The organism is Streptomyces sp. NPDC020379, assembly GCF_044387105.1.
Classification (GTDB): domain Bacteria; phylum Actinomycetota; class Actinomycetes; order Streptomycetales; family Streptomycetaceae; genus Streptomyces.
The window spans coordinates 104,687-125,865 of sequence record NZ_JBIRVR010000005.1 but is presented as its reverse complement, the minus strand read 5'-3'; the positions used below and the strand labels follow the sequence as shown (position 1 = coordinate 125,865).

General features: G+C 72.5%; 14 protein-coding genes. 9 read left to right on the top strand and 5 right to left on the bottom strand.

Annotation, left to right across the window (positions count from 1 at the left end; all coding sequences use genetic code 11):
• Nucleotides 1-128: 128 nt before the first annotated feature.
• Entirely contained in the window at nucleotides 129-8,057 is a 7,929-nt protein-coding gene (locus tag ACH427_RS08665) for an SDR family NAD(P)-dependent oxidoreductase (protein ID WP_398868688.1), read from the bottom strand.
• A 386-nt stretch (nucleotides 8,058-8,443) separates the two neighbouring features.
• Between ACH427_RS08665 and ACH427_RS08660 the strand changes: the two genes are divergently transcribed.
• The 6 genes from ACH427_RS08660 (at nucleotide 8,444) to ACH427_RS08635 (ending at nucleotide 13,166) form a co-directional block, all read left to right on the top strand.
• On the top strand, nucleotides 8,444-8,713 hold the full coding sequence (locus ACH427_RS08660; RefSeq protein ID WP_398868687.1) for a LuxR C-terminal-related transcriptional regulator: 270 nt from the start codon (nucleotides 8,444-8,446) through the stop codon (nucleotides 8,711-8,713).
• 335 nt (nucleotides 8,714-9,048) lie between these two features.
• The gene (locus ACH427_RS08655; protein ID WP_398868686.1) at nucleotides 9,049-10,035 is read left to right on the top strand and encodes a metal ABC transporter solute-binding protein, Zn/Mn family; all 987 of its coding nucleotides are present in this window, start codon (nucleotides 9,049-9,051) and stop codon (nucleotides 10,033-10,035) included.
• Between the two features lie 8 nt (nucleotides 10,036-10,043).
• Complete coding sequence (locus ACH427_RS08650) at nucleotides 10,044-10,910, top strand: metal ABC transporter ATP-binding protein (RefSeq protein ID WP_398868685.1); 867 nt, start codon at nucleotides 10,044-10,046, stop codon at nucleotides 10,908-10,910.
• Nucleotides 10,894-11,781, top strand: coding sequence for a metal ABC transporter permease (locus ACH427_RS08645; protein ID WP_398868684.1), 888 nt, complete (start codon nucleotides 10,894-10,896; stop codon nucleotides 11,779-11,781). Before ACH427_RS08650 ends, ACH427_RS08645 begins: the two co-directional genes overlap by 17 nt.
• Nucleotides 11,778-12,647 (top strand): metal ABC transporter permease, encoded by an 870-nt coding sequence (locus ACH427_RS08640; RefSeq protein ID WP_398868683.1) that lies wholly within the window; start codon nucleotides 11,778-11,780, stop codon nucleotides 12,645-12,647. Before ACH427_RS08645 ends, ACH427_RS08640 begins: the two co-directional genes overlap by 4 nt.
• Nucleotides 12,648-12,701: 54 nt before the next feature.
• On the top strand, nucleotides 12,702-13,166 hold the full coding sequence (locus ACH427_RS08635) for a Fur family transcriptional regulator (protein WP_398868682.1): 465 nt from the start codon (nucleotides 12,702-12,704) through the stop codon (nucleotides 13,164-13,166).
• A 3-nt stretch (nucleotides 13,167-13,169) separates the two neighbouring features.
• On the opposite strand, the gene ACH427_RS08630 is transcribed toward ACH427_RS08635, so the two are convergent.
• The 4 genes from ACH427_RS08630 to ACH427_RS08615 all read right to left on the bottom strand — a co-directional run bounded on the left by ACH427_RS08630 (nucleotide 13,170) and on the right by ACH427_RS08615 (nucleotide 17,054).
• Nucleotides 13,170-13,469, bottom strand: a complete 300-nt coding sequence (locus tag ACH427_RS08630; RefSeq protein WP_398868681.1) for a hypothetical protein — start codon at nucleotides 13,467-13,469, stop codon at nucleotides 13,170-13,172.
• A 533-nt stretch (nucleotides 13,470-14,002) separates the two neighbouring features.
• Complete coding sequence (locus ACH427_RS08625; protein ID WP_398868680.1) at nucleotides 14,003-15,184, bottom strand: GTP-binding protein; 1,182 nt, start codon at nucleotides 15,182-15,184, stop codon at nucleotides 14,003-14,005.
• A gap of 5 nt (nucleotides 15,185-15,189) precedes the next feature.
• Nucleotides 15,190-15,360, bottom strand: coding sequence for a 50S ribosomal protein L32 (gene rpmF / locus ACH427_RS08620; protein ID WP_391906274.1), 171 nt, complete (start codon nucleotides 15,358-15,360; stop codon nucleotides 15,190-15,192).
• Between the two features lie 263 nt (nucleotides 15,361-15,623).
• Entirely contained in the window at nucleotides 15,624-17,054 is a 1,431-nt protein-coding gene (locus ACH427_RS08615; RefSeq protein WP_398868679.1) for a short-chain fatty acyl-CoA regulator family protein, read from the bottom strand.
• Nucleotides 17,055-17,248: 194 nt separating this feature from the next.
• Here ACH427_RS08615 and ACH427_RS08610 point away from each other — a divergent pair, with 194 nt between their 5' ends.
• Genes ACH427_RS08610 through ACH427_RS08600 form a run of 3 tightly spaced genes read left to right on the top strand, consistent with a single transcriptional unit; the run spans nucleotide 17,249 to nucleotide 20,838 of the window.
• Entirely contained in the window at nucleotides 17,249-18,769 is a 1,521-nt protein-coding gene (locus ACH427_RS08610) for an MmgE/PrpD family protein (RefSeq protein ID WP_398868678.1), read from the top strand.
• Nucleotides 18,769-19,674: a methylisocitrate lyase gene (gene prpB, locus ACH427_RS08605; RefSeq protein ID WP_398868677.1), complete on the top strand. Its 906-nt coding sequence runs from the start codon at nucleotides 18,769-18,771 to the stop codon at nucleotides 19,672-19,674. The genes ACH427_RS08610 and prpB overlap by 1 nt, the downstream gene beginning before the upstream one ends.
• A gap of 27 nt (nucleotides 19,675-19,701) precedes the next feature.
• Entirely contained in the window at nucleotides 19,702-20,838 is a 1,137-nt protein-coding gene (locus ACH427_RS08600) for a bifunctional 2-methylcitrate synthase/citrate synthase (RefSeq protein ID WP_398868676.1), read from the top strand.
• Nucleotides 20,839-21,179 lie beyond the last annotated feature (341 nt).

Genomic DNA, 21,179 nt, shown 5'->3' with positions numbered 1-21,179 from the left:
TGCACGCCGACTTGAGGTCCGTTCCGGGGGAACCCGACGCCGAGAGCCACCTCCCACCAGTCGGCGATCGTCACCTTGATCCCCAAGGAGGCGGCCTCGGCGGCGAGTGATCCGGAGACGGACGCGCGTCACGCCCGGGCGTCACCGGTGGCCGTGAAGCGTGTGCCCAACCATGCCCTGATGGCCTCCGCCGTGGTGTGCGCGTGCTGCTCGGTCATGCTCCAGTGGTCGCCGGGGACGTCCACGGTGGTGTGCGGCACGGGCCAGGCCGCTCGCCACTCCCCCGCCCGCGCCCCGGACCTGCCGTGGGCGGGCGGCCGCGGCGGCGGTTCGGTGGCGCGGAGCAGCAGGGTGGGGATGTCGGTCGGTTCCGGGTACCAGCCACGGGCGAGACGGGTGTAGGCGCCGAGGGCGGCCATGGACATGTCGTCCACGGCGGTGTCGAACCGCTCACCCCACTGCAAGGGGACGCGGGCGGGCAGGGCGAGCAGCCACGGCTCGTTCTCGAGGTCCGGGGTGACGTGGTAGGTGTCGATGAGGACGAGGCCGAGCGGTGGTGTGCCGGTCGCCGCGAGGCGTGCGGCCACCGCGTGCGCGAGGCAGCCTCCCATCGAGGAGCCGAGGACGGCGTACGGGCGGTCGCCGAGGTGCTCGCGCACGGTGCCGGCGTGCAGGCCCACGAGGGTCTGCCAGTCGTCGGGGACGGCTTCGCCGTGCCGGACGCCGGGGTGCTGGATCTCGAGGACGTCCCGTTCGCCGTCGAAGGAGGAGGCCAGCGTGGCGTGCCAGGGGCCGCCGAGGGCGGGCGAGAAACCGGGGAAGCACACGAGCGCGGGGCCGGCTGTGCCTTCGGCCAGCTTGAGGGGCGCGAGTTCGTGCCGGGCGCTGTCGGCGTGGCCGAAGGCGGGCAGGGCGAGCGAGGCGGTCACCAGCAGATGCATGGCCGACACGACGTCGCCGGTCTCGCACACGCGCCGGTAGAGGGAGGCGAGGGCCTGCGGCGGCCGTACCGTTCCCCGCTCGGGAGAGTCCCCTTCGGGCAGGGCTCTGCCCAGCTCCTCGCCGAGATGATCCGCCAGTTCCGCGGTGCTGGGCCGGTCGGAAACGACGGTGGCGGGCAAGGGCAGGCCCGTAAGCGCGCTGAGCCGGTTGCGCAGCAGCACTCCGGTCAGGGAGTCGAAGCCCAGTTCGGCGAAGGGACGGTCCGGGGCGACGGCGGACGCACCGGCATGGCCGAGCACGGTGGCGACTTCCTCACGCACGAGTTCGAGCAGGGCCGGTGCCCGGTCGGACGCGGGCAGCGCGCCGAGCCGTGCCCGCCATGCTCCGGCCTCGGGCCCGGAGTCGTCACCGGCTCCGGCCGCCGGGCGGGCCGTACGCAACAGCCCGCGCAGAAGCGGTGGCAGCTGCTGCCCGGCGGTGGCCGCCCGGCGTGAACGGTCCAACAGCAAGGGGGCCAGCACCGGTTCGCCGCTGCCCAGCGCGGCGTCGAACATCGCCAGCCCCTGTGCGGGGGAGACGGCGCGCAGCACGCCGTCCAGGGCCCGGCCGGGAGCGGCGGTACGCGCGGCCATTCCCTCCCCGCCCGCCCACGGGCCCCAGGCGAGCGAAAGCGCCGGCAGGCCGAGGCCGGCGCGGTACTGCGCGAGCGCGTCCAGGAAGGTGTTCGCGGCGGCGTAGTTGGCTTGGCCCGCGGTGCCCAGGAGCCCGGCCGCCGAGGAGAACAGGACGAAGTGCGAGAGGGGCAGATGCTGCGTCAGCTCGTGCAGGTTCCAGGCCGCGTCCGCCTTCGGCCGCAGCACCGCGGCCAGCCGCCCGGGTGTCAGGGCCTCCAGCACGCCGTCGTCCAGGACCCCGGCGGCGTGCACGACAGTGCTCAGCCCGGGTGCGTACGTCTGCACGACGGCGGCCAGCCGGGAGCGGTCGGCGGCATCACACGCGATCACGTCCACGCGGGCGCCGGACTCCCGCAGTTCTGACCTCAGTTGTCGCGCGGCCGGCGACCGGAGGCCATGACGGCTGACGAGGACGAGGTGGCGGACCTCGTGCCGGCTGACAAGGTGCCGGGCCAGCAGGCTGCCGAGTGCTCCGGTGCCGCCCGTCACCAGGACCGTGCCACCTGCCGGGAGACCGCGCCGTGGCGTGTCGGTGGTGGCCAGCCGCGGCACGCGCACGGCGCCTCCGGCGAGGGAGAGTTGGGGCTCGCCGGTGGTGACGGCGGCGCGGAGCAGGCGCAGGGAGTCGGGCCGGCCATCGGTGTCCACGAGCGTGAGACGCCCGGGATGTTCCGCCTGTGCGGCACGCGCCAGGCCCCACACCGCGGCGGCCGGGAGGTCCGGCGCGGCGGCGGTGGCGCCGCGGGTCACCACGACCAGGCGCGATCCCGGCGCGGCCGGGGCGGACAGGTGGGTCTGGAGCACGGCCAGGGCACGGGCGGTCAGGGCATGGGTGTCCGCGACCGGGCCGGCGGCCGAGGAGGGGCCGGACAGGGAGACCACCACCGCCCCAGGCGCGTCCGACGGTGCGGAGAGCACGGAGCCGAGGCCGAGGTCGTCGGGTTGCGCCACGGACAGGAGCGGCCCGTCGCCCTCGGCCACGACGGCGACCCAGCGCAGGCCGTACAGACCCCCGGCCGCGCTCTCCTCCATGGCACCGGTGGCTTCCGGTACGGGCCGGGTGGTCAACGCGTCCACCCGGGCCACCGGCCTTCCCGCGGGGTCGGTGAGGTCCACCGCGACCGTGTCCGGACCGGTGGTGCGGATGCGTACGCGCAGCGCCGTGGCACCCACGGCGTAGAGGCGCATACCGCGCCAGGCGAAGGGCATCCGGGCGGGACCGGTGCTGGGCGCGGCGAGCAGTGCGGCGTGCAACGCGGCGTCCAGCAGGGCGGGATGAAGGCCGTACCGACCGGCATCAGCGCTCGTCGCCCCGGGCAGGCGCACCTCGGCGAAGACCTCTTCGTCCGGTCCTCGCCAGACGCCCGTGACGCCGCGGAAGGCAGGACCGTACGCGTGACCGGCATCGGCCAGGCGCTCGTAGGCGCCTGTGAGGTCCATGGGCACAGCGCCCGGAGGCGGCCACTTTGAGGCCCCATGGCTGCCCCGTCCGGTGGCCGGGCCGAGCCGCCCGGTCGCGTGGTGCGTCCAGGCGCCCAGCGGGCCCGCCTCCCGCGGGCGGGAGTGGACATCCGCGGCGCGGCGGCCGGAGGCGTCCGGCTCACCGAGGAGCACCTGTATCTGGAACCCGTCCCCGCTGCCGGACACCGGCAGCGGGGCCAGCAGCACGAGGTCCTCGACGACTTCCAGCCCGCACGCCTCGCCCGCGTGGATGACCATCTCGGCGAACGCGGCAGCGGGGACGAGCACTTGCCCGGAGATGACGTGGTCGCGCAGCCACGGCTGGGCCGCGGTGGAGAGGTGGCCGACGCACAACAGGCGTTCCGTGCCCGGGACGGTGGTCGTCGTCCCGGTCAGCAGAGGATGCCCGGCACCGGCGGGCGCCAGGGCGACGGTGTCCTCCAGCCAGTAGCGCTGCCGCTGGAAGGGGTAGGTCGGCAGGTCCGCCCGCCGTGCGCCGCTGCCCGCGTAGACCCGGGGCCAGTCCACCGGCAGGCCGTGCGCGTGCAGTCGGCCGAGCGCGGCCAGGACCGCCTCCGGCTCCGGCGCACCGGCCCGCGTGGTGGCCGTGAACACCAAGTCCTCGCGCTCCCCCGCGACGCCGGCCAGGGCGGCCGCCGTGAGCTGCGCGTCCGGGCCCACCTCCACACAGGCGGTCACCCGCTCGTCGTTGACGAGGTGTCGCACCGCGTCGCCGAACCGTACGGTTTCGCGGGCGTGGCGCACCCAGTACGTCGCCGAACGCAGGTCGTCCCCCTCGGCCTGACGCCCTGTCATGGTCGATACCACCGGGATACGCGGCTTCCCGTAGGTCATGCCCGACGCGATGCGGCCGAATTCGGCGAGCATCGGTTCCATCAGCGGTGAGTGGAAGGCATGCGCGGTCCGCAGCCGCGTGGTGCGGCGTCCGCGCGCGGTGAACCGGGCGGCGACGGTGCGGACGGCTTCCTCTTCCCCTGAGACGACGACCGACCAGGGACCGTTCACCGCCGCGATCGCCACGAGGTCTGCCAGATCGGCCAGTTCTTCCGCCGCCTCACCCTCGGTGGCCTCCAGAGCCACCATGCCGCCGTCACCGGGCAGTTGCCGCATCAGCCGCCCGCGGGCCGCGACCAGCTCCACCGCCGCCGGCTCCGGCAGGACGCCCGCGACGTGGGCAGCCGCCAACTCGCCGACGGAGTGCCCGGCCACGGCGTCCGGCCGCACTCCCCAGGACTCCAGCAGCCGGAACAGGGCCACTTCGTGGACGAACAGCCCCGCTTGCGCGAAGTCGGTCCTGTCCAGCAGAGCGGCGTCACCCGTGCCCTCGTCCGCCCACAGCACGGCGCGCAGCGGGCGCTCCAGGTCGCCGATGGCGTCGAACCGTGCGCACAAGGCGTCGAAGGCGGCCGCGAATCCGGGGAACGTCCTGTGCAGCTCCCGTCCCATCCCGTGATGTTGCGCACCTTGGCCGGAGAACAGCAGTGCCAGGCGCCCGGCAGGCGCGACCGGCCTCACCTCGGTGCTTGCAGACGCCACCGCGTCAAGGGCGCTGAGCAGCGCCTCGCGATCCCCTCCGGTCACAGCCACCCGATGCGCGAGTGCCGCCCGGGTCGTCGCCAGGGAGAACGCGACGTCCAGCGCGGACAGCCGGGGCCGCTCCCGCATCAGAGCCGCCACCTGCCCGGCCCGCGCGCGCAGGGCCCGCGGATCCGCGCCCGACAGCAGCAGTGGTGGCACCGCCCTCCAGGGCTCGGCAGGCACCTCCGCAACGGGTTCCTCAAGCGCCTCCTCCAGGATGACGTGGGCGTTGGTCCCGCCGATGCCGAACGCGGACACCCCGGCCCGGCGCGGGCCGCCGGGCCGGGCCGGGCGCCAGTCCTCCTCGCGCGTCAGGAGCCGTACGGCGCCCGACGACCAGTCCACCCGCGGTGACGGCTCCTCGCAGTGCAGAACGCGCGGCAGCCGTCCGTGGCGCATCGCCAGGACCGTCTTGATGACACCGCCTGTACCGGCCGCGGCCTGGGTGTGTCCGACATTGGACTTGAGCGCCCCGAGCCACAGCGGCCGGTCCTCGGGCCGCTCCCGCCCGTACGCGGCCTGCAGCGCCTGGGCCTCGATGGGGTCACCGAGCGCGGTACCGGTGCCGTGCGTCTCGACCGTGTCGATGTCGGCCGGGGACAGCCCGGCATCATCCAGGGCCCGGCGGATCACCTCCTGTTGGGCCGGGCCGTTCGGCGCGGTCAGGCCGTTGGACGCGCCGTCGGAACCGACGGCCGAGCCCCGGAGCACGGCCAGCACCGGATGGCCGTTGCGCCGGGCATCGGACAACCGCTCCAGCAGGACGACGCCGGCGCCCTCGGCCCAGGCGGTGCCGTCGGCCGCGGCCGAGAACGGTTTGCACCGGCCGTCCGGCGCCAGGCCGCGCAGTCTGCTGAACACGACGAACGGCACTGCGGTGGCCATCACCGTGACGCCGCCGGCCACGGCCAGCGAGCACTCGCCGGACCGCAGCGCCTGTGCCGCCGAGTGCATCGCCACCAGCGACGACGAGCAGGCGGTGTCCACGGTCACGGCGGGCCCGCGCAGGTCCAGGGCATGGGCGATACGGCCCGAGGCCACGCTGCCCGCCGAGCCCAGGGCGAGATGCGCCTCCAACTCGTGCGGGCCATGGTGCAGAAGACGGCCGGCGTAGTCGTCGTGCATCACGCCGACGAAGACGCCGGTGTCGCTGCCGCGCAGGGCCGTCGGGTCGATGCCGGCCCGCTCCAGGACCTCCCAGGTGGTCTCCAGCAGGAGCCGCTGCTGCGGGTCGGTGGCCAGCGCCTCCCGCGGGGACATCCCGAAGAAGGCCGCGTCGAAGTCGCCCGCCCCGCGCAGGAAGCCGCCGCGGCGGGTGACGGACGTGCCGAGCCGGTCGGGGTCGGGGTCGAAGAGGCCGGGCAGGTCCCAGCCGCGGTCGTCGGGGACGTCCGAGGTCGCGTCGATCCCGTCCGCGACGAGCCGCCACAGCTCCTCGGGCGAGGTCACGCCGCCCGGATACCGGCAGGCCATCGCGACGACGGCCACCGGTTCTGTCACCGGCGTACGTACCCTGCGGGCAGCGCCGTCCGGAGCCGGGTCACCGAGCAGCTCGCTCCCCAGGAATTCCGCCACGGCGGCGGGCGTCGGGTGGTCGAACACCAAGGTCGCGGGCAACTGCACGCCGGTGACCGCGCCCAGCCGGTCACGCAGCAGCACACCCGCGAGGGACGTGATCCCGGAGGCGGTGAAGGGCCGGCCCGGTTCCAGCTCCCGCTCCGGCACCCCGCTCGCGTGCGCCGTCGCGGCGAGGACGAGACGCAACACGGCCCCGTACCGCGCGGACGAGGTCAGCTCCGCCAGGCTCCGCCGCAGGGCGGAGGACGTGGCCTCGCGCTCCAGCCCGAGCCGTTCGGCCAGTTGGCGGGCCAGCGCGGGACGGTCGGTCTTGCCGGAGGAGGTACGCGGCACGGAGCCGGTCTCGTACACCTCGTCGGGCACCTTGAAGCCCGACAGCCGCTCCCGGCACAGAGCCCGTACCCGGTCCGTGTCGACACCGCGCCGCGGGCCGGCGACCACGAACGCGACCGGCACCTCGCCCAGCACGTCGTGCGGCCTGCCGACGACGGCCGCGTCCACGACACCGGGGCAGGCGAGCAGCGCCTGCTCGACCTCGACCGGGTTGATGTTCTCGCCGCCACGGATGATCAGTTCCCTGACCCGGCCGGTGACGCGCAGACCGCCGTGCCGGACGCGGCGGCCGAGATCCCCTGTGCGGTACCAGCCGTCCTGGAACGCCCGGGCGGTGTCGTCCGGGCGTTCGTGATACCCGAGCATCAGGTTCGGGCCGCGGACCCGGATCTCCCCCTCGTCCCCGTCAGCGACGTCCTCGCCACCGGACGGATCGGTCAGCCGCACCTCGACGCCAGGCACCGGCAGACCGTCAGGACCTTCGAGCCGGTCGACCGTGATCTTCCCGCAGGTCTCGGTGCTGCCGTAGCCGTCGAGGAGCGGTACGCCGAGCAACTCCGCTACGTCCGCCCGCAGTCCGGGGGGACACGGTGCGCCCGCGGTGACGCACAGACGCAGGCCGGCCGGCGGCCGCGAGGCTTCACGGGCCGCGCTCGTGAGCAGGCGGTAGGTGGCGGGCACACCGGCCACGATGGTGAACCGTTGTTCAGTGAGCGCCTTCGCGACGCTCGCGCCCCGGTCGAGGAGGTACGCGCTCGCGCCCACGGCCACCACGCCCAGCAGGCACAACGAATGGGCGTAGGCGTGGAACATCGGCAGCGGCCACAGCAACCGGTCCTCCGGTTCCAGGCCCCACAACGGGACGTAGGCCGCCGCCACGGACCACAGCGCGGCGCGCTGGCTGGAGACCACGCCCTTGCTCCGCCCGGTCGAACCCGAGGTGTAGAGGATCCAGGCCGCCTCGTCCAGGCCGAGGTCGTCCCGGGGCGAGCGTCCCGGATCCGACCCGGCGAGCCGTTCGAAGTCGTGCGCACCCGCGCCCGCCTCGCCCGCGACCGCCACAAGGACCCGCGACCGCAGCCGTGGCCGTCCGGCCGCCAGTCGCAAGACCCGTGGGAGCAGTGTGTCCTCGGTGACCACCGCGACCGCCCCGCTGTCGTCGAGGAAGTACGCGAGCTCGGCGTCCGCGGCCCCGGGATCGACCGGAACGCCCATGGCTCCGGCTCGCAGAACCGCGAGGGAACTCTCCACCGTCTCCACCCGGTTGCCCAGCAGGAGCGCCACCCGGTCACCCCTGCGCACCCCCAGCCGCACCAGGTGGCCCGCCAGGCGGCCGGTCCGCTCCTCCAGCTCCTTGTACGTGACGCCCCGGTACGCGTCCTGGAACGCGATCCTCTCTCCCGCTCGCTCAGCGTGTGCCTTCAGCACACCGGGCAATGCGCGGATCAACTCGCTGCGGATCTCCGTCATCCCCACCCCTTCGGCCGCCGCGACCGACCTGAACGCCCGGCGCGGTGACATGACCCCAGTCGCGTTCGCTGCCGAGATTCTCCAACCATCGGTCAGGGCCGGACACCCGCCCGTCGGCATCGTCGGGGCCCGCCGACGCACATGCCGCCCGACTCGCCGAACTGGAGGACGGCCGCTGCCGGCCGGGGAGTGCGGGCAATGGCCGGAAAGCGGTCGGACCTCAGCGGGCCGGGATCGTCATCCTGACGGAGGGCCACGGCCGCCCGGTCACCGGCCCCGCGTCCTCACCCTGCCCTCGGCGCCGACTCAGGCGTCGGCAGCGCGAAGTGGAGATGATGATGCGGACGACAGGCCATGCCACGCGTCAGGGAAACCGCACGGCGTCCATGTCCCGAAGCCAACAGCTATGCGCCGCCGCGCTCATGGCCGCGTCCCTGGTCACCATGGGCGCCGTACCGGCTCACGCGGCTCCCGCACGCGCCACCGTCACCGCCCGGCCGACGGCCTACGCCTCCTGCACACAGCGGGAGAGGCAGGTTCTCGACCTCGTGTCGCGCGGGTACAGCTTCCACCAGATCGCCCATATCCTGCACATCTCCTACAACACCGTCAGGGCTCTGTTCGCTTCCGCACGCATGAAGCACTGTTCGGCATGATCCAGCTCACCGGGTCAGCGCCGTCGCCCGGGACAAGCGGGCCACCACCTCCGCCGTAGGCACTCATCGCATGTCACATTCGGCCGCGCGAGCCGGCCCACGCGGATCGGCTCCCGGTCGTAGCAAGAGCAGCCGGCAACCGCGGCGAGCCGCACAGGGGGCGGGATCCGTCAGGAGGCGCGCATGGTCTGGTCCGGATGGTCGCACTCCAGTCAAAAGATGGCAATGGTTTTCATCTAACGTTGATATGAAAATCGTTTCCACTTACGTTCATGGGCGAGTCCCGCACGCCGGAGTGAGCCGCAGCGCCACCGGCACGCCCCGAAGGAGCCCCCATGCCCACCGCGACCACGTCCCGATTTCCGCGACCATCCGCCCGGACCACCCTCGTCGCCGCCGTGGCGGCCCTGACGGCCGTGACCGCCACCGCCTGTTCGACCTCGTCCTCCTCCGGCTCGAAGGCGGACGGCAGCGCGCCGGCCGCGAGCGGCTCCGGATCGGGCAAGAAGATCGAGGTGGTGGCGGCGGAGAACTTCTGGGGCAGCATCGCCACCCAGCTCGGCGGCGACCATGTGCACGTCACCAGCGTCATCACCAACCCCGACACCGACCCGCACGACTACGAGCCCAAGGCCGCCGACGCCCGCACCGTGGCCGGCGCCCGGTACGCCATCGTGAACGGCATCGGCTACGACGCCTGGGCCGACAAGCTCCTCGCCGCCAACCCCGCCAGCGGGCGGGACGAGTTGAAGGTCGGCGACCTCGTCGGCGTGAAGGAGGGCGGGAACCCGCACCGCTGGTACTCCCCGGACGACGTCCACAAGGTCATCGAGAGGATCACCGAGGACTACAAGAAGGCCGACCCCGCCGACGCCGCCTACTTCGACCAGCGGAAGACCGCCTACGAGGGCAAGGATCTCGCCCCGTACACCAAGCTCATATCGGAGATAAAGGGCAAGTACGCGGGCACTCCGATCGGCGCGTCGGAGTCGATCGTCACCCCCCTCTCCGAGGGGCTCGGGCTGAAGATGCTCACCCCCGAGACCTTCCTCGACGCCATGAGCGAGGGCACGGACCCCACGGCCAAGGACAAGACCGCCATCGACGACCAGATCAAGAACAAGAAGATCAAGATCTACGTCTACAACTCCCAGAACTCCACGCCCGACGTGCGGGCACAGGTCAAGGAGGCCAAGGACGCGGGCATTCCGGTGGCCACCGTCACCGAGACCCTCGCCCCGGCCGACGCCACCTTCCAGCAGTGGCAGAGCGCCCAGCTCCAGGGCATCGCGGACGCCCTGGCCAAGGCCACCGGGCGATGAGCCGGGTCATGGCCCGGCCGACGGCGGTGGACGGGCCGCGCGTGCCCGCTCCGGAGGGGGAACACGGCCCGGTGCTCGAACTGCGCGCCGCCGCGGCGCGCGCGGGTGGTCGCACTCTGTGGTCCGGAGTCGATCTCACGGTCCGGGCGGGGGAGTTCACCGCTGTCCTCGGTCCGAACGGGGCCGGTAAGTCCACCCTCGTCAAGATGCTGCTCGGCGCCGCGCCCGTCGCCGCGGGCGAGGTCCGGGTCCTCGGGGCCCGCCCCGGCCAGGCCAACCACCGCATCGGCTACCTGCCGCAGCGCCGCAGCTTCGATGCCTCCCTGCGGATCCGCGGCATCGACGTGGTCCGCATGGGGCTGGACGGCGACCGCTGGGGGGTGCCGCTGCCATTCGGCGGCCCGCGCCGCCGGGCGGCCCGCGCACGCGTGGCCGAGGTCGTCGAGCTGGTCGGGGCGAGCGCGTACGCGCACCGGCCCATCGGGCAGTGCTCCGGTGGCGAGCAGCAGCGCCTGCTCATCGCCCAGGCCCTCGTCCGCCGTCCGCGACTGCTGCTGCTGGACGAGCCGTTGGACAGCCTGGACCTGTCCCACCAGGGCGGGGTGGCCGCGCTGACAGGGCGCATCTGCCATCAGGAGGGCGTGGCCGTGGTGATGGTGGCGCACGATGTGAACCCGATACTGCATCACCTCGACAAGGTGCTGTACCTGGCCGAGGGAGGGTCCGCCAGTGGAACGCCGGAGGAGGTCATCACCCGCGCCACCCTGACGCGGCTCTACGGAACGCGCGTGGAGGTGCTGCGCGCCTCCGACGGGCAACTGGTCGTGGTCGGCCGGCCGGAGACGACCGGAGGCAGCCATGGTGCTGCCGGCTGACGACGCCTCGCCGCCCTGGTCGTGGAACCTCGTCGCGGACTTCCGGCAGATGTGGGCGTACCCGTTCATGGTCGACGCCTTCCGCGCCGGGGCGATCGTGGCCGTGGTCGCGGCGGCGGTCGGATGGTTCGTGGTCCTGCGGCGGCAGACCTTTGCCGCGCACACCGTCTCCGCGGTGGCGTTCCCCGGGGCCGCCGGGGCGGTGCTGCTGGGATTCAGCGCGGTCTACGGGTACTTCACGCTGTGCGTCGCCGCGGCCCTGATCATCGCGATCGTGCGGGGCGGTGGTGACCGTGAGGAGTCCGCGCTGACCGGGACCGTCCAGGCGTTCCTCCTCGCCTGCGGGTTTCTCTTCGTCGCCCTGTACAAGGGGCTGCTGGAGGGACCGCAGACGATCCTGTTCGGCACTTTTCTCGGCATCACCACCACCCAGGTGACCGTGCTGCTGTGCGTCGGCGTGGCCGTCCTCGCGGTGCTGGCGCTCATCGGCCGGCCGCTGCTGTTCGCCTCCGTGGACCCGCGGGTCGCCGCCGCGCGCGGGGTGCCGGTGCGGGCGCTGTCCGTCGCCTTCCTGGTGCTGCTCGGGGCGGCGACCGCCGAGGCGAGCCAGATCACGGGAACGTTGCTGGTCTTCGCCCTGATGGTGATCCCCGCCGCCACCGCCCAGACCGTCACCGCCCGCCCGGCCGCGAGCCTCGTCCTGGCGGTGCTGCTCTCGTTCACGGCCACCTGGGCGGGACTGATCGCCGCCTACTACTCGCCCTACCCGCTGGGCTTCTTCGTGACCTCGTTCGCCTTCGCCGGATACGTCCTCGCCCTGGGCACACGCGCCCTGCGCGGGGCCTTGAGGGTCAGGGGGGTTGTCGCATGACCGTTCTGTCGGCGTCCTCGCCGCTCTCCCAGCCGTTCTTCCAACACGCCCTGCTTGCCGGAACGTCGATCGCGGCCGCCTGCGGGCTGGTCGGCTACTTCCTTGTGCTGCGTGCTCAGGTCTTCACCGCCGACGCGCTCAGCCATGTCGCCTTCACCGGTGCCATGGCCGCGCTCGCCTTCGGCGGTGACCTGCGCCTGGGGCTGCTGGCCGCAACGGTTGCCATCGCGCTGCTCTTCGGCAGCCTCGGCCGCCGGGCCCGCCCGGACGACGTCGTCATAGGAAGCGTCTTCTCCTGGGTCCTGGGCCTGGGTGCGTTCTTCGTCACCCTCTACACCACCTCCCGAAGCACCGCCGACGGCACGGCCGGGGTCAGCGTCCTGTTCGGCTCGGTCTTCGGCCTGTCCGCCGGCAGCGCGGCCACGGACGCACTGGTCGCCGCGGGTGTGTGCCTGGTGATGCTGTGCGTCGCGCGCCCGCTGCTGTTCGCCACCGTCGACGAGGCCGTGGCCGCGGCCCGCGGGGTTCCGGTCCGCCTGCTCGGCTACGGCTTCCTCGCCATGGCCGGCGTCAGCGCCGCCGAAGCCACCCAGGCGGTCGGCTCCCTGCTGTTGCTCGGCCTGCTCGCCGCCCCCGCCGGGGCCGCGACCCGGCTGACCGACCGTCCCTACCGGGCGCTCGCCCTCTCGGCCGGCCTGGCCGTGGGGGAGACGTGGGCGGGGCTGTTCGCCTCGTACGCCGTACCCAGGATGCCGCCGAGCTTCGCCATCATGGCCGCCGCGACCGCCGTGTACGCCGCGGCCTTCCTCATACGACGCCCCGCCCACCGCGCCCGCATCCGCACGCCGGCCCCCACGGGGGCCTGAGACAAAGCTCTGAGACAAAGCTCTGCGACGGGGCATCGAGAGAAGGCATCGCGCATGGTGAGCAATCGACCGCACACCACCGCAGCGGGGGACGTGGCACCGATCGGACGCTCCACGCAGCAGCGCGCCCTGGTGTTGGGCGCGCTCGCGGTGGCGGAAGGCTTCATCAGCGCCCAGGCCCTGCACAAGCGCCTGGTCGCCGCCGGCTCGCCGGTGGGCCTCTCCACCGTCTACCGCACCCTCACCGCGCTGGCCGGGGCCGACCGCGCGGACGTCGTCCGCGACACCAACGGCGAGCGGCTCTTCCGCCACCGCCCCGGCCCCGACCACCGCCACTACCTGATCTGCACCGAGTGCGGGCTCAGCCTGCCCGTCGAATCCGGTCCGGTGGAGAAATGGGCGGACCGGATCGCCCGGACCTCCGGGTTCGCCGACGTCCGGCACGCCGTCGAGCTCTCCGGCGTCTGTCCGGACTGCGGCCGGAAGGCCGATCAGGCGCAGACACCGCCGACAGGCTGAAGGTCAGTGGTCGTCCCAGTGCCCGTCGTGCTGGGCGTGCCGGTGCCCGTCATGGATGTAGTCCACGTGGTCGCCGTGCGGCACGGCGACATGACCGCACCCCGGCTGGTGCTGGTGGGTGTGGTCCTGGTGGACGGTGTGGCCGGTGGGCTCGCACTCGTCGGTGTGGTCCTCGTGTATCCGGTGCAGGTGCCCGTCGTGGACGTAGTCGACATGGTCGCTGTGCGGTACGGAGACGTGCCCGCACCCGGCACCGTGCTGGTGGGTGTGGTCGGTGTGAGAAGTGTGCGCGCTGGTCAGCATGGCAAAGCCTTCCTTCTCCCCCGCATGATCGGGTCTGTCCGACGGGAGAGCCTGCCCTTCCAGTGTTAACCGCGCCGGGAATTCGCGAAAGTTGCCAGAACTCGGCTGGAACCACACCACGCGGCGGAAGGCGACTCGGGCATCACATGGCCGGTCCCGTCGCAGTCCGCCGACATGGATCCGGGCGAGAGGGTCTGGTTCTCCATTCTCACGGCCGTTACCCGTGTCCGCCCTCTTGCGGCCGAGAACCGGCCGGGTGTTCGCTCGATGGGAAAGCCACACGAACGAAGAAGGAGCGCAGACCATGACCGTTCACACGCCATCCCCGACGTGCAGTTCAGGCTGCACCTGTGGCCCGGGCTGCGGCTGCGGATGCCAGTCCGGCGGCCCGTGCCAGTGCGGCGGTTAGCCGAGCACCGGTCACTGTGCCGAGGGGCCACAACGAGACAGATGCCGACGTCGGATCGCCGAGTGCCGTCCTGCCGGGGCAACCCTGGCGGGACGGCTGACGTCCGGGCCTCATGCCCGGGCTCTCATGCGCGGGCCGCCTCCAGCCCGTGGTCGTGCTCGCACACGGCATCGGCGTCGTCCAGACCGTGCACGTCCCAGGCGGGGAAAGGATCGGACCATGACGTTCCCGGCTCGTCCGGCCGTACGAGGCATGCGGTCAGCGCCTGTCGCAGCGCCTCCGGGCGCAGCGTGGTGCCGATGAAGACGAGCTCCTGGCTCTGCCCGCCCGGCTCGCGGGCACCGGCGGGCTCGAACCGGGCCACGGCCCCGGCCTGTGACCACAGCCCCGTCACCCGGTCACGCCCGGCCAGCCAGAAGAACCCCTTGGAGCGCAGCACTTGGCCGTAGGCCCCGGAGTCGAGATCCTCGGTGATGAACGTCCACAGCCGCTGCGGATGGAAGGCCCGCTCGGCGCGGAAGACCGTGGAGGAGATGCCGTATTCCTCGGTCTCGGGGGTGTGGTCGCCGTTGAGTTCCCTGACCCACCCGGGCGCCTGCTGGGCGCGCTCCAGGTCGAAGAGGCCGGTGCCGAGGATCGCCGCCGGGGCCACCCGGCCGTGCTCGGCCGGCACGATGCGGGCGGCCGGATTGAGACGGGCGAGCGCCGCCCCGAGCCGGTCGGCATCCGCCGCGTCCACCAGGTCGAGCTTGTTGACCACGATGACGTCGGCGAACTCGACCTGGTCCATGAGGAGATCGCTCACCGTCCGCTCGTCGTCCTCGTACTGGTCGAGGCCGCGCTCCACCAGGCCGTCACCGCCCTCCAGCTCGGGGAGGAAGCTCGCGGCGTCCACGACGGTGACCATGGTGTCGAGCCGGGCGAGGTCGCCGAGCGTCGCGCCGTCGTCCCGGGGGAAGGCGAAGGTGGCGGCGACGGGCATCGGTTCGGAGATCCCGCTCGACTCGATGAGCAGGTGGTTGAAGCGGCCTTCGCGGGCCAGCCGGTCCACTTCTTCGAGGAGATCGTCCCGCAGGGTGCAGCAGATGCAGCCGTTGGTCATCTCGACCAGGCGCTCCTCGGTCCGCGACAACGCGCCTTCTCCGCCCCGCACCAGCGCGGCGTCGATATTGATCTCGCTCATGTCATTGACGATCACGGCGACGCGCAGCCCGTCGCGGTTGGCGAGGACATGGTTGAGCAGGGTCGTCTTGCCCGCGCCGAGGAAGCCGGACAGAACGGTCACCGGCAGCCGTCGATCAGCCATGGCCGTCAGCCCTCCGGGCGCAGCAGCCCGCGCTCGTACGCCTTCACCAGGCGCTGCGGCACCAGGTGCACGGCTCCTTCCACGGTGACGGGCACCAGGTGGGGCGTGCTCGCCTTCCACTGGGCGCGGCGGTGTCGGGTGTTGGAGCGGGACATCTTCCGCTTGGGCACGGCCATGGGAACCTCCGTCGTCGGTACGTGCCGTCACGCTATCCGAAAACGGAAACCATTACCAAGTGAGGGGCTCGTGACAGCCCCGCCACGACCGCCCTCCCCCATACCGCGCACGCTGAGGTGACCCGCACCCCCCGCGAGCGCAAGCCCGTGCCCGAGTCAGCGCCACGACACAGCCCGTCCTTGCTCACACATCGGTCACACAACTGCCGGTGTCGTGAGCCACGTTCCACAGCCGGACCGGCATGGGACACATCGGTCCCTGTTCACCCGGCTCCGGCCACCGGATACGGGACGTGCGTGCGCCGGTCCGGGTCGACGGTCAGCCGGCCGCCGGCCGGTGGCCGCGCCCGCTGTGCGCAGTCGCGCCGCTCGCAGATGCGGCAGCCCAGCCCGATCGGGGTGGCGGCCCGCGGATCGTTCAGTGCGACGCCTTCGGCGTAGACGAGCCGGTGGGCGTGGCGCAGTTCGCAGCCGAGCGCTACGGCGAATTCGGCGCGCGGGGCATGGTGGCCGAAACCGCCCCGGGTGACGGTGCGGGCGATCCAGAAGTACTGCTTGCCGTCGGGCATCTCGGCGACCTGCGTGAGGATGCGACCGGGTGCGGAGAACGCCTCGTACACGGTCCACAGCGGGCAGGTGCCGCCGAGCCGGGAGAAGTGGAAGTCGGTGGCCGACTGCCGTTTGGAGATGTTTCCGGCCCGGTCCACGCGCAGGAAGGAGAACGGCACGCCGCGCCGGCCGGTCCGCTGGAGCGTGCTGAGGCGGTGGCAGACGGTCTCGAAGCCGACGCCGAAGCGGGCCTGGAGCAACTCGACGTCGTAGCAGAGCTCTTCGGCGGCGGCGTGGAAGGCGTGGTAGGGCATGAGCAGGGCACCGGCGAAGTAATTGGCCAGCCCGATGCGGGCCAGGCCCGCCGACGGTCCCGGGGTGAGGTCGGCGCGCGTGACCAGCGCGTCGAGCAGGGAGCCTTGTTCCAGCAGGGCGAGCTGGGTGGCGAGTTGGAAGGCTCGCTGGCCGTCGTTGAGCCACGGGGAGAGGAAGAGCAGGCCGCTGTCCAGGTCGAAGCGGCGGGCGTCGGCCGACCGCTCGGGGGCGGCCTGGACGACTCTCACCTGGTGGCGCACCGCCAGACGACCCGCGAGCGCGTCGGCCGCTCGGCCTGCTCCGGCCAGGCCCATGTCGGCGGCGGTGCGTTCGGCCTCGGCGTCGAGCGGTTCGAAGTGGTTGTGATGGGCGTAGAAGAAGTCCCGGACGTCGTCGTGCGGATCGGCCGGCACCAGTGCGGCCGCTTCACCCGGCGCGGCGAGGGCTGCCGCCTGCTCGGCCGCGTCCCGGTAGCGGCGATGGAGGGCGACAAGGGCACGGGCCACTTCCGGGTGGTCCCGTACCACGTCGGCCACTTCCTCTGTGGGCACCGGAATTCCACATGCCTCGTCGCCGAGCGCGGCGCGGAGGTCGGTGGTGAGGCGTTCCTCCTCGGCCTCGGAGAAGAACTCCGCGTCGACACCGAGCACCTCCGCTATCCGCAGCAGCACGGGCGCCGTGAGCGGGCGCTGGTTGTGTTCGATCTGGTTCAGGTAGCTCGTCGAGATGCCGAGCGAGCGGGACAGCTCGACCTGGTTCAGCCCGTGCTCACGACGCAGTCTGCGCAGCTTGGCGTGCGCGTAGATCTTCCTGCCTTCGGGTCGCCCCATGCGGTGCACACGCTCCTCGCTCCCCGGAACTCCTTGCGAAGCTACCATCCGCACCTTTCGCAAGATTTGCAGTTTCACCACTTTTCCCTGGACGGATTCCGCACAGTGGAGCCCTCGCGTCGAGGGCCGGGGCGGGGAAGGCTCGTGTCCACAGTCCCCGTCAGTCCCCGTCGCTTCGTCCCGCGAGGAATCCCGTGATCGACCACCAGGTACGTGTCCACCCCAGCGCCGCCCGGCTGCCCCGCGAGGAGCAGCTCGCCTGGAAGCTCGCCGCCGTCGCCACCGGCACCCAGGACGCCCGTGACCTCGACCCCGGCGCGGTCGCCATGGCCGTCAACCGGGTCATCGACAACGCCGCCGTCGCCGTCGCCTCCCTGCGCCGCCGCCCGGTCGCCGTCGCCCGCGCCCAGGCGCTCCCCCATGCCGCCACGCCCGGCGCCTCGGTCTTCGGTGCCTCCCCGGACGTCCGGGTCTCCCCCGAATGGGCCGCATGGGCCAACGGCACCGCCGTCCGCGAGCTGGACTTCCACGACACCTACCTGGCAGCCGACTACTCCCACCCCGGTGACAACATCCCGCCCCTGCTCGCCGTCGCCCAGCACACCGGCCGCACCGGCGCCGATCTGCTGCGCGGCATCGTCGCCGCGTACGAGGTCCACGTCGCCCTGGTGAAGGGCATCTGCCTGCACGAACACCGCATCGACCACGTCGCCCACCTGAGCGCGGCCACCGCCTGCGGCCTCGGCACGCTCCTTCGGCTGCCCACCGAGACGGTCTACCGGGCCGTGCAACAAGCGGTGCACACCACCACCGCCACCCGGCAGTCCCGCAAGGGCGAGATCTCCAGCTGGAAGGCGTTCGCACCGGCCTTCGCCGGAAAGGCGGCGATCGAGGCGGTGGACCGTGCGATGCGCGGCGAGGGGTCCCCTTCGCCGGTATACGAGGGTGAGGACGGGTTCCTCGCCCGGATGCTGGACGGCCCCGGCGCCGCGTACACCGTCTCCCTCCCGGAGCCCGGCGAACCGCGGCGCGCCATCCTCGACACCTACACCAAGGAGCACTCCGCCGAGTACCAGGCCCAGGCCGTCATCGACCTGGCCCGGCGGATGCGGGAGAAGACCGGGGCGCTGGAGAACGTACGTGACATCGTGCTGCACACCAGCCACCACACGCACCAGGTGATCGGATCCGGCTCGGGCGACCCGCAGAAGTACGACCCCACGGCCAGCCGCGAGACCCTCGACCACTCGGTGCCGTACATCTTCGCCGTCGCGCTGGAGGACGGCAGCTGGCATCACGAGCGCTCGTACGCGCCCGAGCGGGCCCGGCGACCGGAGACCGTCACGCTGTGGAAGAAGATCTCCACCGTCGAGGACCCGGAGTGGACCCGTCGTTACCACGACCCGGACCCCGCACGCCGTGCCTTCGGCGGCCGGGCCGTGATCACCATGACCGACGGCTCGGTGATCGAGGACGAGCTCGCGGTCGCGGACGCCCACCCGGCCGGGGCCCGGCCCTTCGACCGGTCCGGCTACACGGCGAAGTTCCGCACCCTGGCGGAAGAGGGAGTGACCCCCGGGGCACAGGACCGGTTCCTGGACGCCGCGGAGCACCTGACGGAACTCGAATGCACCGGCCTGGACGCGCTGTTCCCCGCCGTCGACACGGAGGCCGTCCACACATCCGACGCCACTCTGCCCAAGGGACTGTTCTGATGCTGCACACCCGCACCACAGCCTCCCGGCGCCGGCGCGCCTTCCGCGAACAGCTCGCCTCCGGCAGGCTGCTGCGCGTGCCCGGCGCCGTCAACCCCCTCTCGGCGCGCCTGATCCAGGAGACCGGCTTCGAGGCCGTCTACCTCTCCGGGGCCATGCTCTCCGCCGACCTCGGCCTGCCCGACATCGGGCTGACCACCTCCACCGAGGTCGCCGCCCGCGCCCAGCAGATCACCCGGGTGACCGACCTGCCCGCGCTGATCGACGCGGACACCGGCTTCGGCGAACCGATGAACGCCGCCAGGACCGTCCAGCTGATGGAGGACGCGGGCCTGGCCGGCCTCCACCTGGAGGACCAGGTCAACCCCAAGCGCTGCGGCCACCTCGACGGCAAGGCCGTGGTGCCCCGCGAGGACATGGTCCGACGGGTACGGGCCGCCGCCGACGCCCGCCGCGACCCGGACTTCCTCCTGATGGCCCGCACCGACGCCCGCGCCCCCGAGGGCCTGGCCGCGGCGATCGACCGCGCCAAGGCGTATGTGGAGGCGGGAGCCGACGCGATCTTCCCCGAAGCCCTCGCGGACGAAGCCGAGTTCGAGGCGTTCCGCAAGGCCGTCGACGTCCCCCTGCTCGCCAACATGACCGAGTTCGGCAAGGGCCCGCTGCTGAGCGCCCGCACGCTGGAGGACCTCGGCTACAACATCGCCCTCTACCCCGTCACCCTGCTCCGCCTGGCCATGGGCGCGATCGAGGACGGTCTGCGCACCCTCGCCGCCGACGGCACCCAGGAGTCGCTCCTCCCCCGCATGCAGACCCGTTCGCGCCTGTACGAACTCCTCGGCTACGAGCAGTACGCGGCCTTCGACTCGGCCGTCTTCGACTTCACCCTTCCGCCCGGCACCTGACCCTGCCCACCCGCACCGGAGACTTCCGTGACCACTACCGCACCGGAGATCCACCGGGGACTGGCCGGTGTCGTCGTCGACACCACGGCCATCTCCACCGTGATCCAGGAGACCAACTCCCTGACCTACCGCGGCTACCCCGTACAGGACCTCGCCGCCCGCTGCTCCTTCGAGGAGGCCGCCTACCTGCTGTGGTACGGCGAGCTCCCCGGCGGCGAACAGCTGCGCGAGTTCCAGGCCCGTGAACGGGCTCTCCGGCCGCTGGACCGCACCACGGCCGAGCTGCTGGCCAGGCTGCCGGAGACCTGCCATCCCATGGACGTCCTGCGCACCGCCGTCAGCTTCTTCGGGGCCGAGGACCCCGCCGAGGACGACGGCAGCCCGGCCGCCAACCGCGCCAAGTCCCTCGCCCTGCTGGCGAAACTGCCCGTGGTGGTCGCCGCCGACCACCGTCGGCGGCGCGGTCTCGCCGCCATCCGACCGGACTCCTCGCTCGGACTCGCCGAGAACTTCTTCCACATGTGCTTCGGCACCGTCCCCGACCCCGAAGTGGTCCGCTGCTTCGAGATCTCCCTCATCCTCTACGCCGAACACAGCTTCAACGCCTTGACCTTCACCGCCCGCGTCGTCACCTCCACCCTCTCCGACCTCTACAGCGCCGTCACCGCCGCCATCGGCGCCCTGAAGGGCCCTCTGCACGGCGGCGCCAACGAAGCCGTGATGCACATGCTCCACGAGATCGGCGACCCGCAGGGCGCGGAGCAGTGGCTGGAGGAAGCACTGACCGCCAAGCGCAAGATCATGGGCTTCGGGCACCGCGTGTACAAGCACGGCGACTCCCGGGTACCGATCATGCAGAGGGCGACGGATCTCCTGGTCGCCCGGGCGGGCGACCAGGAGGCGGCCCGTCTGGCCGCCCTCCACACCGCCCTGCGGACCGCCATGTTCCGCCGCAAGGGCATCCACCCCAACCTCGACTACCCCGCCGGTCTCGCCTACCACTTGATGGGCTTCGACATCCCCGCCTTCACCCCCATCTTCGTCATGAGCCGCATCACCGGCTGGACCGCCCACATCACCGAACAGCTCGACCACAACGCCCTCATCCGCCCCCTTGGGGCCTACACCGGACCGGACCAGCGCGCGGTCCCGGCACATGCGTGACCGGCCGGGCCTCCACCTGCGCCGGAGGGCTCGCCGGCCTGGTCAGCCGTCCGGACCATGAAGTGCTCCGCCTCCGTCACCGCCTCGACGGGGCGCGGCAGGCGGGAGTCCATGATCCAGCCATGTCGCGCGCGGGCTTCCTGCCGGCCGTCGGGCATCACCACGATGTCGTCGGCCTCGGCGGGCGGTCCCTCGGCCGAACGCCGACCCGTGGTGATCTGGCCTGGATGCCCCACCCGGCTGACCGTGACGCGGTGGCGCGCGGCCGGCGCGGGCGCGGACCTCGGCGATGCCGGCACCCATCTGCCCGCCCCCGACCACCCCTGCTCAGCTGATGATCG